Genomic DNA, 12,151 nt, shown 5'->3' on the forward strand with positions numbered 1-12,151 from the left:
CCGATGGTTCACCACGGCCGTCCCTCACCCCCCGCTATCCCCCCCCACCCCTGATCGCTTCCCCTCCACCCGCTCCCCCACCGCTCACTCCCCCGCCGCTGACTCCCGCGCCGCGCCCAAAGCGTCGGTTCAGTTCGGCGAGGGTCAGGCGGATGACGGTCGGCCGTCCGTGCGGGCAGGTCAACGGGCGCCCCGTTGATGCCAAGTCCCGCAGAAGGGCCTCCATCTCCGATCGGAACAGCGGGTTTTGAGCCTTGACCGCGCCCCTACAGGCGGCAATGGCCCGCCGGGCATGGTCCCGATCCGTCTCCCGCCGCTCCTCACCGGTGAGGGGGTCGGTCAAGGCGTCGAGGATGTCTCGGACATCCTTGGGGCCGTAAGATTCCCCGGTGCCCGCCGGGACCGATCGGATCAGCAGTGACCTGGGGCCGAATGGCTCAGCCTCGAAACCGGCTTCCCCCAGGGCCCCCCGGTAACGCTCGAAGGCCGCCGCTTCGTCTGCCGACAGCTCCACGGATAGCGGGACGAGGAGAGGTTGGCCGCGACCGCCTCCCGTCCCGGCCAGACGGTCGTAGATGATCCGTTCGTGGGCGGCGTGCTGGTCGATGAGATAGAGCCCGTCGGGACCCTCGGCCACCAGATATAGGTGGTGCAGCTGCCCCAGTGGACGGAGCTCAGGCCATGGGGCGACCGCCGATGATGGTGCGCCGGCCGACGGCCCCCCGGAGGGAGCCCCGAAACCCGCCTCGCCTCCGACCCCAAGCAGGTCCCCCGCAGCGGGAGGAGCCGCGCCCGAGGCCGGGACGGAGGCCGGCCAAGCGGCGGCGGTCTCCGGCGGCAGCTCCCTCAGGACACTCCCGCCCCAGGCCGCGCCGGCGGCCACCTCCCTGATCATCGAGCCCCCTCGCAAAGCCCCGGCGACACCGGCCCGGACGAAGCTGAAAGCCTCCCGTTCCCTGGCCAGCCGAACCTCGGCCTTGGCCGGGTGGACATTGATGTCGACCGCCTCTCCGGGCACATCCAGGAGGATGACCCCGACCGGGCGCCGCCCACTGGGAAGGAGGCCGGCGTAAGCTTCCTCGAAGGCCTTGGACAGGGCGGCCGATTGGACCGGCCGGCCGTTGATCAACAGGAGTTGTCTGGATCGATTGCGACGGTGGGCTTCCGGGCGGCCGACGAACCCTTCGACCCTAAGGGCCCCGTCGGCCAGGCCGACCGGCACCAAGAGGCCGGCCACGTCTCTCCCCCAAAGCTCGAGGATGACGGCGAGCCGGTCGCCCCGACCATCCGTATGCAGGCTGACCCGCCCGCCGACCTCGACGGAGAAAGCGATGTCCGGCCGGGCGACCGCCGCCCGTCCGACCGCCTCGACGGCCGCCGACGTTTCGGTGGCCACCGCCTTTAGGAACTTGAGCCTGGCCGGCACGTTATAGAAAAGGTTGCGGACGGTCACCTGGGTCCCCGGTGGCCCGGCCGCCTCCTCCGTCGCGATCAACTGCCCCCCCTGATAGCGGACAAGCGTCGCCGAACCGGCCCCAGCCTCCCTGGTCAGGACCTGGGTCAGGGAGACCGAAGCGATGCTCGGCAGCGCTTCGCCTCGAAAGCCCATCGTCCGGACCTCATCGAGGTCGGCGATAGACCGGATCTTGCTCGTCGCGTGACTGATGAAAGCCGACTGGGCGTCCTCGGGGGACATCCCAGACCCGTCGTCGGTGACCCGAATCATCGTCCGTCCGCCGTCGGTCAGTTCCACCCGGATCCGCCCGGCGCCGGCATCAATCGCGTTCTCGACCAGTTCCTTGACCACCGAGGCCGGCCTTTCGATGACCTCTCCGGCGGCGATCTGGCTGATCGTCTGTTCGTCCAGGAGACGGATCACGCCCATCCCCTCACCTTCCCCTCCGGGCCTTCTCCTGCAACTCATACAGCTTGTTGAGGGCTTCCAGAGGAGTCATCTCCACCGGCCGCAGGGAGCGCAACTCCTCGACCAGAGGGTCGGTCTTGCTTTCAAACAAGGCCAGCTGGGTGATGTACCGCGGGCGCCGTGAAGCAGCCACCTGACGGCGGCTGCGCCGGACCTCCTCGTCGGCCTCGATCGAGTTCAAGATCTCCTGGGCCCGCCCAGTGACCTCGGCGGGCAATCCGGCCAGACGGGCGACATACAGCCCGTAGCTACGGTCCGTTCCCCCGGGCACGATTCGACGCAGGAAGACAACCTCGTCCCCCTTCTCGGCCACGGCCACCGACAGGTTGGTCACCCCGGGGACGAGCCCTTCCAGCTCGGTCAACTCGTGGTAGTGGGTGGCGAAGAGGGTCAGCCCGCCGATCCGGGCCGGGTCGGCGACGTACTCAGCCACCGCCCAGGCGATGGACAGCCCGTCGAAGGTGCTGGTGCCGCGGCCGATCTCGTCCAGGATGACCAGGCTGTCAGCGGTGGCGTGATTGAGGATATTGGCCGTCTCGACCATCTCGACCAGAAACGTCGATTGCCCCATGGCCAGGTCATCGCTGGCCCCGACCCGGGTGAAGAGGCGATCGACGACCCCGATCTCGGCCGCCGCCGCCGGTACGAAGCTCCCCATCTGAGCCATCAGGACGATCTGGGCCACCTGCCGCATGTAGGTCGATTTGCCGGCCATGTTCGGGCCGGTGATGATCTGGAGGCGGCTGTTCTCCCGGTCGAGGAGGGTATCGTTGGGGACGAACGGGGCAGCCAACACCCGTTCGACCACGGGATGCCGGCCCGCCTTGATCTCGATCCGGCCCGCGGCGCCGATGCTCGGCCGGACATAGCCAAAGACGGCCGCGGCCTCACCGAGGGCGGCCATCGCGTCGAGTTCAGCCAGGATGCGCGCGTCCTCAATGAGGGTCGGGACGTCTTCGGCGACCTTCTCTCGAACGGCCTGGAAGAGCTCGTATTCCAGGGCGGCCAGGCGTTCTTCGGCGCCGAGGACGAGCGCTTCCTTCTCCTTTAGTTCCGGGGTGATGAACCGCTCGGCGTTGACCAGAGTCTGGCGCCGGTCGTAGTCAGGCGGGACGGATTCCAGGTTGGCCCTGGTGACCTCGATGTAGTAGCCGAAGACCTTGTTGAACCCGACCTTCAGCGAGCGGACTCCAGTTCTCTCCCGCTCCCTGGCCTCGAGGGCGGCGATCCATGACTTTCCGTCCCGACCGGCCTCCCGCAACTCGTCGACGCGCGGGTCGTGACCCCGCCTGATCAGCCCGCCCTCCCTGATGGCCGGTGGGGCCTCCTCGTCGATGGCCCGCCCGATCAAGGCGACCACCTCGGGGAGAGGGTTCAGACGGTCGGCCAAGTCGGCCAAGGCGGACGACTTCGGGCCGCTCGCCCGGAGGACCTCGGCCACCCGCGGGACCTGCTCCAAGGAGGCCTTCAGGGCCAGCAGGTCGCGGCCGTTGGCGCTGCCATAGGCCACCCGGCCCGCCAGTCGTTCGAGGTCGCGGACCCCCCGAAGGTAGTCGCGAAGGTCCTTCCTCATGAACGGGTGATTGAGGAACTCGTCCACCGCGTCGTGGCGGCGCCGGATCGATTCGACTCCGCGCAGCGGGCGCTCGATCCAGTCCCTGATCAGCCGGGCCCCCATGGCCGTCACCGTCAGGTCGAGGAGTTCGAGGAGGGTGCCCCGTCTTCCCCCTTCCCGAAGGTTCTTGGTCAGCTCGAGGTTCCGTCGAGTGGCCGCGTCCAGGACCATGAACTCCGACCGCTGGTAAGTATGGAGCCCGGTGAGATGGCCCAGGTCGCTCTTCTGGGTGTCCCGCAAGTAGGCCAGGACGGCCCCGGCCGCCCCGATGGCCGCCGGGAGGCCCCCGCACCCATAGCCGTCCAGCGTCGCCACGCGGAACTGGCGGCGCAGGTCCTCAGCCGCCAGCTCGGGCTGGAACTCGAGCTCCGGTCGGACGGTCACCGGAATCCTCAGTCGCCCCCCCCGGATGTCGTCAGCCACCCGCCCGGCCTCGGCCATTCCGGCCGGGAGAAGGCACTCCGCCGGGGCGATCCGCCCCAACTCGTCGAGGAGGTCCTGGTCGGCCGCCGGCCCGGTGATTTCGGTGACGGCGAAGTCACCCGTGGACGAATCGATGACCGCCAGGCCGTAACCCCCACCCGGCCGTCCGGCCACGGCTGAGAGGTAGTTGTGCTTCCTCTCATCCAGGAGGCCGGCCTCGGTCACCGTGCCCGGGGTGATCACCCGAGTGACCTCTCGTTTCACCAGCCCCTTGGCCGACTTTGGATCCTCGACCTGGTCGCAGAGGGCGACCTTGTACCCCCTCTCAAGGAGGCGGGCAATATAGCCCTCGGCGGCGTGGTAGGGGATGCCGGCCATTGGAGCTCGGCTCCCGTTGCCCGCGTCGCGGCCGGTCAGGACGATCTCCAGCTCCCTCGAGACCAACTCGGCATCATCGAAGAAGGTCTCGTAAAAGTCCCCGAGTCGGAAGAAGAGGATCTTGTCCCGATGCTCGTCCTTGACCCGGCGGTACTGGATCATCATCGGCGTAACGGCTTCGGTCAACCCTCTCCCTCCAGGGGTGGGGCGGATTCGGCTTGACCGTGCAGGACCCAGGTCCCGGCCCGCTCGACCCGGACCCGGACCAGCCGGCCCCGGTCGGCCGCCCCGCCCGGGAAGAGGACCAACCGGTTCGACCTGGCCCGTCCCTCGGCCCGTCCAGGGTTCTTGGCGCTCTCCCCTTCGGCCAGGACCTCCACCGTCCGACCGACTAAGCCCTCGTTGAGTTGACGGGTGATGGTGTTCTGAAGGTCGATGAGGCGGGCAATCCGGTCCTTCTTGACCTCCACCGGGACCTGCTCCGGCAGGGAGGCGGCCGGCGTGCCGCGGCGGGGGGAATAGATGAAGGTGAAAGCGGCGTCGAAGCGAATCTCCCTGACCAGGTCGATGGTCTCGGCGAAGTCGCTATCCCGCTCACCGGGGAAGCCGACGATGATGTCGGTGCTCACCGCCACCCCAGGTACGGCCGCCCTAATCCGAGCGATCAGATCGCGATAGTGGCGGGCCGAATAGCCTCGGTTCATCAATTCGAGGATGGAATCACTGCCTGATTGCATCGGCAGGTGGACATGCTCACAGACGGGCCCTCCGGCCGCCAGGGCCTGGATGAGCTCTGGGCCGAAGTCCCGCGGGTGGGAGGTCATGAAACGGATCCGCCAAAGCCCGGGGCTCCGGCGAAGGTCCCCGAGGAGAGCGGCGAAGCCCACTCCGCCCGCGTTCCGCGGGTCCAAGTCGCGACCGTAGGAGTTGACATTCTGCCCGAGCAGGGTGACCTCTCGACAGCCCTGGTCGACCAATTCCTCGACTTCGCGGCGGACGGCCTCCGGCCGGCGGCTGCGCTCCCGGCCCCGGACGTACGGCACGATGCAGTAGGAGCAGTAGTTGTCACAGCCGTGGGTGATCGAAACCCAGGCCTTCAGGCCGTCCTTGCTCCGGCGCGGCAGACCCTCGGCGATCTCCCCTTCGTCTCCACAGACGGCGACCAATGGTTGCCGCGCTTCCAAGACCTTCCGGAGCAACGCGGGGAAGTCGGCCAGGTTGTGGGTACCGAAGACGAGGTCGATGTGGGGGGCACGACGCCGCAGAGCCTCGGCCATCCCCTCCTGCTGAGGCAGGCACCCGCAGACCCCCAGGACCATCCCGGGGCGCTCGACCTTGAGCCGCTTGAGCTCACCAAGGCGACCGTAGACGTGCTCGACCGCGCTCTCCCTGACCGTGCAGGTGTTGAGGATGACCACGTCGGCCCCGGAGGGGTCGGGCGCTTCCTGGTAGCCCATTTCCTCCAGCATCCCGGCCAGACGCTCCGAGTCGTGCTCGTTCATCTGACAGCCGAAGGTCATCAAGCGATACTTCAAAGACCGACTCACCAGTCCTTCCGCCACCCCCAAGGAGGTGTCCAAATGTTCCAAGACCAGGCCGACCCGGGCGGTGGACGGCCGCCGCTGGACAACCAGGTCCTCGCCACCATCCGCCACCGCCGGAGCATCCGGGCCTACGCCGACCGCCCGGTCCCCGAGGAGGTCATCCAGGCCCTCCTCGAAGCCGCCCACTGGGCGCCGAGCGCGGTCAACTCACAGCCCTGGCAGTTCGTGGTGGTCACCGATCCTGAGCGGAGGCGGCGCCTGGGTAGCATTGCCCGTTTCTTCTTCGTCCGGTACCGTCACGTCGGCTCGGCCCCGGTGGTCATCGCCGTCCTTGGCCGGCCGACCGGCGACCGCTGGTATCAGATCGACTGCTCCCTGGCCGCCGAGAACCTCATCCTCGCCGCCGAGAGCCTCGGCCTGGGCACCTGTTACGTGGCCGGATTCTCGGTCCCCGCGGCCCGGCGCATCCTCGGCGTTCCCAAGGCCCTCGACATCCTCGGGCTGATCACCCTCGGTTACCCGGGCGAATCCCCGGCCCCGCCGCCCCGCCTGGAACTCAAGGAGGTGGTCCACCGCGAAGTCTACGACCCGCAGACGGCGGCCACCCTGACGAGCCGGCTAAGGAAGAGCGGCCTCTTGTCGCTCGGCAAGCGCCTGCACGGGCTGTTCCGGCGCTCAGGACGGCGGTGACCCGCCTCGCCACCATCAAGCCGGCCGGAAGGGTAACAAAGAAGAGCGCCCGAGGATGACCGACCGGACGGGTCCATCCCCGCCCGAAGTCACGGGCTCGGACGCCCGCCGGGGGCCCGGGCCGGCCCCGCTCCCCTACTCTCGCCGAGGCTTAGTCTTTCGACCAGCGCAAGGCTTTATCCTGCGGTCCGCGGCCCCGCGGCGAGGAGGAATTCCCGCCGATGGGGCCACTTCGAGGGCCTCCCGGTGATCGACGGCGGTCGCCTGGCCGGCGTGGTCACCATGTGGGACCTCTTGATGCGCTCCGTCGGCAAGGACCCGGCCTTCATCGGCCAGACCCCGATTAACGAAGTCATGAGTCCGTCATCCGGCTGCGGCCCACGGACGCCAAGAAGGTCGTCGACGACCTTCGGGCGAGCGGTGAGCGAGGACCGGGACGCAGCGGTGCCGGCGCCCGGACAGCCGACGAACCGCCCCGGGCCGGGGAGATGGGAAACGCGGCATGCGAAGAGGGAGCCCTGGAGGCTCCCTCTTAAATGTTCCCACCAGGTAGTCCTCTGGCCTCGATGGCCTTACCCCGGCGGCCGACCGGCTCACCCCGGCCGCCGCCTTCAGAACTCCCACAAGCGGGCCCAGAAGGACTTCTTCCGGTCTCGCCGGCTTTTCTGGGCAGTCAGCTCGTAGCGCAGCGACTGGACCTCTTGCTGGGTCCGAAGGAGGGTGTTGAGAAGGCGCTCGCGCTCTTCCCGTTGCTGCGCCTCCATCGCCTCCAGGTGGCCCACCAATTGGCCGACTCGCTCCATCAGCAGGCTCAAGTCCGCCAGGTCGGCATCGTAGACGGCCGGGACCTCGGAGACGGGCGTGGGCGTCGGGAAGGCGATGACCGCCGGCCGCGAACTGGCGGCGGCTTCAGCCGACGCGGCTGTCATCGTCGCCAGGGCTGCCTTGATATCCGTGTCACCGCTGCCGCCGCCGCGCATCTCGACGATCCGCTGCAGGCGCTCGTAGGCCCCAACCGTCAAATGCTTGGCCGGGACATCTAGGCCGGCTTGGACCGAGACGATCTCGGTCTCGAAATCAGCCAAGATGGATCGGAAGACTCGCGGCGTCAGGTTGAGAAGGACGCACGCTTCTTCGTAAGACACGAACTCCTTGAGACCGCCACCCATCCCCAGGCCTCCCTAAACGCCCTTCCTGACCAATAGCGACCGCCGGGTCCCACCCCATCATATTGTGCTTTCTACACCTGGCGACACCTTTCCTCCGTCTTCGCATAGCTCCATAGGGCCGCCGGAAAACTATCGATGCGGCACGACGGACCCTCCCAAGGTGGTTCAGAATCGAGCGCTGATGGAGGCAGGCCATGAAAGGGCGCCGGCAGATGATCATCCTCAGCCTGGTCGCGGCCCTGGCGGTTACGACGGCGGTGTTCTATGGGGTCACTTACGGCCCGCTCTCCCCGGGACCTCGGGGCGAGGGCGAACGAGCCCGAGGCTACACCGAAATCCTCGACGAGGACCGTCAAGTCCTTCTCCGCACCGGACTGGCCGTGGCCGTCGGCGATCAGCTGATCACTGCCGGCGACTCAATGTACCGGGTCATCCGCGTCTTGGGCCGGACGGCCGTAGCTCGCCTGGTGTCCAAGGCCGGAAGCCTCGACTCGACCGGCGGCTGGGCCCCGCCGAGCCAGGCGGCGTCAGGCCCCCAGCCCGCGACGGAGCCGACCCCAAGCCCGATACCGGCGCCTCAGCCCGCCCCCACCCCCGTCCCGGGGCCCGGTCAGCCGGCGACCCCAACCGGGCCGAGGGCCGTCGTCGTCTACCACACCCACTCCGACGAATCCTATACCCCGGACGACGGGGCCCCCGTCATCCCGGGCAACGGCAGCATCTTCGAAGTCGGGGCCACCTTCGGCACGGCCCTGCGGGCGAACGGCTATGTTGTCGTCGGCGACCCGACCCGCCATGACCCCCACGACAACCAGGCCTACATTCGCTCCCGGCGGACGGCCTACCAGGACATCCAGATGTACAACCCGTTCGCCCTCTTCGACCTCCATCGCGATTCGGCCCCGGCCTCCGACTACCTGCGGACCGTGGCCGACCAGCAGATCCAACAAGTGATGATCGTCATCGGGCGCCAGAACCCGACCATGGTCGCCAACCTCTATGTAGCCACGCAGATCAAGGCCACCGCCGACAGCCTCTATCCCGGCCTGGTCAAGGCGATCTACATGGGCCGCGGCCTCTATAATCAGGACCTGATGCCGACGGCACTGCTGTTTGAGTTCGGTACCGAGACCGCCCCGCGGGGGACGGCCGACAATGCCGCCCGGCTCTTCGCCGATGTCATCGCCAGAGCCTTCACGGCGACCACGACCCCCTGAGGGTCGGCGGCGACGCCGGCCGGCCATTGTCCGGACCAGCCGCACTTTCCACCGGAAGCCTTTGAAGAATGTTCTAGCATGGGTTTTGTTCGGCCGGCTAATAATACAATTGACTTCTAGAGGCCTGGAGGTGAAAACATGGCTCAAGACAACGATGACCTTCTCGTTCCCCAGGCCGACAGCGCCCTGAAGGACCTCAAGTTCGAGGTCGCCAGGGAGGTCGGAGTGGCCCAACGAGCGGGCTCGGGCACCGGCCTGACCCAGCAGAACTATGACCAAGTGCTCGACAAGTTCAAGAATGAGATCGCCGGGGAGATCGGCATCCTCGATGAAGTGAATCGTCGCGGCTGGGCCGACATGCCCTCGCGCCAGTGTGGACGGGTCGGCGGGTTGATGGGCGGGGCCATCGGCGGCCAGATGGTCAAGCGAATGATCGCCCTGGCCGAAGAACACCTCAGAGCCGGAACCAAGGTCTGATGTCCGGGACGCGAACAACGACGGCGCACCGCCAATGAGCGGAGCGCCGTTCTCTTATCGTCCACCAGGTCGCTTCGGGGAGTCTCCTTGGCGGCGCACGCGGACCGTCACTCCGCCCCGCAGGCGATAGAGGCGCCCGGGCAATTCCCCGAGCCGTCTTTCCTCCCAACCCCGCAGGATCGAAAGGTAAGTGGCGGCTTCCTCCTCGAGGTCAGCCGGGTCGACCCGGACAAACGAAAGATGGGCGAGGGGCGGCCGTTGGGCGGCCACCCGGAGGTGGGCCCGCCCGATGACGGCGATCTTCGGGTAGCCGCCGGTCGTATGGTGACCGGCCAGAAGGCAGACCGGCCGCCCATCCCGAGCCACCTGCACGGCCCCGGCGATCAGGCCGTCGGAGACGATGTCCGCACGTTCGGGGCTGACCGCCGGACCGTTCAGACGAAGCCCCATCCGGTCGGACGAGGGCGCGACCTGGTAGACCGAACGGTAGAAGCGGGCGAGCGCGGCGGGGGAAAAATGGTCGGCCTGCGGCCCGTCGGCGGCCGCGACCACCTCGCGGTCGAGGTAGTCGGCCGGGCTCTCCTGGCCCGGGGGGAGCATTTGCTCAAGACTCAAGGCCAGGCGGTCCAGGCGCGCCTGGGTCACGGCGCCTCCGGCCACCGGGAGGGCGTCGCCCGCCTTGACCGCCCGCCCCTCTCGCCAGCCCAGCCTGGCTCGCGGATCCGAGGACCGGCTGCCAAGGCTGACGGGCACGTCCAGACCCCCGGAGACCGCCAGATAGGCCCGACAACCCCGAGCTACGGGCCGGAAGCGCAGGGTCTGACCGGCCCGGGCCGTGATCCCCCGCCAGCTCGGGATGGTTCGTCCGTCCAGTTCCAGCCCCAGGTCGGCCCCACTCACCGCAAAGCTGATCGACCGGCGGAACCGAAGTTCCGGTCCGGCCAGGGTGATTTCCAGACCGGCCGCCCCGGGTTCGTTATCGACCAGGAGATTAGCCGCTCGTAAGGCGAAGCCGTCGGCCGCCCCCCCCGGACCCAGACCGTAGCGGGCGTAGCCTGGTCGCCCAAGGTCCTGAATGGTGGTGAGAAGCCCCGCTGCGATGACCTCGATGCGACCCTCGGTCACCTCGGCTCACCCCCGGCCCGGTCGGCCTTCCGGCCCTGGGCCGAGGCCGCGACAGATTCCACCGGGCAAAAGCGCACCCGGTCTCCCGGCTCGAGCAGCGAAGGCCTGTCCCGCCCCGGGTCCCACAGGACCAGTGGAGTCCAGCCGATGATTCGCCACCCGCCCGGGCTGGTGCTCGAGTAGATCCCGGTCTGCCCGCCGGCGATGCCCACCGCCCCCGCGGGCACCGTGGTCCGGGGACTCGCCAGGCGGGGCACGTTCAGCTCCGGAGGCAGTCCGGCCAGGTAGGGAAAGCCCGCCTGAAAACCGAGCATGGCCACAGAGTAGTCGGCCCCGCTATGTCGCCGAATGACCTCACTCTCAGAGAGCCGACAGTGCTCAGCCACGTCGGTCAGGTCGGGACCATGGCTGCCGCCGTAGGTGACCGGGACGACCAGGGTCGGTCGAGCCCCCGACCTTCGCCGGCGCTCCAGTCGCACCTGTTCGACCCAGCGACGGAGGGCGGTCGACGAGAGGATGCTCGGGTCGTAGACCACGGATAGTGAGCGGTAGGTGGGGATGACCTCGATGATCCCCGGTGGTCCGGCGGAGATCATGGCGTCGTCCAGCGCCCCCACCGCGACCAGGGCGTCGTCCTCGATGCCATCGGCGAACTCCACCGTCAGCGCGCCGTCGCCCAATGGCAACAGCCTCGGCCGGTCATACATCACGGGGCCGTCTCCGACTTTCGTTGAAGGCCAACGATCCTGACCCCGGCGGCCTCCAGACGGGTCCTGACCGCCGCGGCCAGAGCCGGGGCCCCGGCCGTATCGCCGTGGATACAGATGGTGTCCGCCCGGACCCGGATGCAGCCACCGTCGATGGCTGAGACCCGGCCCTCTCGGATCATCCTCAGGGCCCGCTCGGCGACGATCGGCGGTTCGGTGACCAGGGCCCCGGGCAGCTCCCTCGGCGCGAGGCGGCCGTCACTCAGGTAGGCTCGGTCGGCGAAGACCTCCTCGACCACCCTCAGGCCCTCCTCCCGGCCGACCGCACCGAGCTCGGAGCCGAATAGGCCGACCAGGGCCAGGTGGGGATCGACCGACTTGATCGCCCGGGCCACAGCCCGGGCCAATGACTTGTCCCGGGCAGCCTGGTTGTAGAGAGCCCCGTGGGGCTTGACGTGGGTCAGCTCGACACCTTCTGCCCGGGCCACTCCGGCCATGGCCCCGACCTGGTAGACGACCAGGTCCTCGACCTCGGACGGGTCGACCTTCATCTCCCGCCGCCCGAACCCGACCAGGTCCGGATAGCCCGGGTGGGCCCCGACCGAGACCCCCCGGTTCCTGGCCAACGCCACCGTCCGTCGCATCTGGCTCGGGTCTCCGGCATGGAAGCCACAGGCCACGTTGGCTGACGAGACCACGGCCAGCAGCGCTTCGTCGGCGCCAAGGCGGTAGCGGCCGAAACCCTCCCCCATATCACTGTTCAAGTCCACCCGCAGCACACGGTCCACCGTCCCTTGACCATCCTTCGACCCGGCCCGCTACGAGATTCCATCCGGAAGCTTGAAAAGCCTGCCCCTGGTGCGCTTTTTTGCCAGGTATGGC

Annotated in this window: 10 protein-coding genes; 3 read left to right on the forward strand and 7 right to left on the reverse strand. The window is 68.4% G+C overall.

Annotation, left to right across the window (positions count from 1 at the left end):
- Positions 1-34 precede the first annotated feature (34 nt).
- Genes mutL through miaB form a run of 3 tightly spaced genes read right to left on the reverse strand, consistent with a single transcriptional unit; the run spans position 35 to position 5,887 of the window.
- The gene (gene mutL / locus VGL40_11090; protein HEY3315804.1) at positions 35-1,885 is read right to left on the reverse strand and encodes a DNA mismatch repair endonuclease MutL; all 1,851 of its coding nucleotides are present in this window, start codon (positions 1,883-1,885) and stop codon (positions 35-37) included.
- A 4-nt stretch (positions 1,886-1,889) separates the two neighbouring features.
- Complete coding sequence (gene mutS, locus VGL40_11095) at positions 1,890-4,526, reverse strand: DNA mismatch repair protein MutS (GenBank protein HEY3315805.1); 2,637 nt, start codon at positions 4,524-4,526, stop codon at positions 1,890-1,892.
- Positions 4,523-5,887, reverse strand: coding sequence for a tRNA (N6-isopentenyl adenosine(37)-C2)-methylthiotransferase MiaB (gene miaB, locus VGL40_11100; protein HEY3315806.1), 1,365 nt, complete (start codon positions 5,885-5,887; stop codon positions 4,523-4,525). Before miaB ends, mutS begins: the two co-directional genes overlap by 4 nt.
- 33 nt (positions 5,888-5,920) lie before the next feature.
- Between miaB and VGL40_11105 the strand changes: the two genes are divergently transcribed.
- The gene (locus VGL40_11105) at positions 5,921-6,574 is read left to right on the forward strand and encodes a nitroreductase family protein (protein ID HEY3315807.1); all 654 of its coding nucleotides are present in this window, start codon (positions 5,921-5,923) and stop codon (positions 6,572-6,574) included.
- A 611-nt stretch (positions 6,575-7,185) separates the two neighbouring features.
- Here the strand turns inward: VGL40_11105 and VGL40_11110 are convergent.
- Positions 7,186-7,743, reverse strand: a complete 558-nt coding sequence (locus tag VGL40_11110; GenBank protein HEY3315808.1) for a hypothetical protein — start codon at positions 7,741-7,743, stop codon at positions 7,186-7,188.
- 194 nt (positions 7,744-7,937) lie between these two features.
- Here VGL40_11110 and spoIIP point away from each other — a divergent pair, with 194 nt between their 5' ends.
- Positions 7,938-8,960 (forward strand): stage II sporulation protein P, encoded by a 1,023-nt coding sequence (gene spoIIP / locus VGL40_11115; GenBank protein ID HEY3315809.1) that lies wholly within the window; start codon positions 7,938-7,940, stop codon positions 8,958-8,960.
- A gap of 138 nt (positions 8,961-9,098) precedes the next feature.
- Complete coding sequence (locus VGL40_11120; protein ID HEY3315810.1) at positions 9,099-9,437, forward strand: alpha/beta-type small acid-soluble spore protein; 339 nt, start codon at positions 9,099-9,101, stop codon at positions 9,435-9,437.
- Positions 9,438-9,491: 54 nt separating this feature from the next.
- Here the strand turns inward: VGL40_11120 and VGL40_11125 are convergent, their stop codons facing one another.
- The 3 genes from VGL40_11125 to VGL40_11135 are packed head-to-tail and all read right to left on the reverse strand — an operon-like array spanning position 9,492 to position 12,057.
- The gene (locus VGL40_11125) at positions 9,492-10,562 is read right to left on the reverse strand and encodes a biotin-dependent carboxyltransferase family protein (GenBank protein HEY3315811.1); all 1,071 of its coding nucleotides are present in this window, start codon (positions 10,560-10,562) and stop codon (positions 9,492-9,494) included.
- Positions 10,559-11,269 (reverse strand): 5-oxoprolinase subunit PxpB, encoded by a 711-nt coding sequence (pxpB, locus tag VGL40_11130; GenBank protein HEY3315812.1) that lies wholly within the window; start codon positions 11,267-11,269, stop codon positions 10,559-10,561. The genes VGL40_11125 and pxpB overlap by 4 nt, the downstream gene beginning before the upstream one ends.
- Positions 11,269-12,057: a 5-oxoprolinase subunit PxpA gene (locus tag VGL40_11135; protein ID HEY3315813.1), complete on the reverse strand. Its 789-nt coding sequence runs from the start codon at positions 12,055-12,057 to the stop codon at positions 11,269-11,271. The genes pxpB and VGL40_11135 overlap by 1 nt, the downstream gene beginning before the upstream one ends.
- Between the last annotated feature and the right edge of the window lie 94 nt (positions 12,058-12,151).

Source organism: Bacillota bacterium (genome assembly GCA_036504675.1).
GTDB lineage: Bacteria > Bacillota > Sulfobacillia > JAJYWN01 > JAJZPE01 > DASXUT01.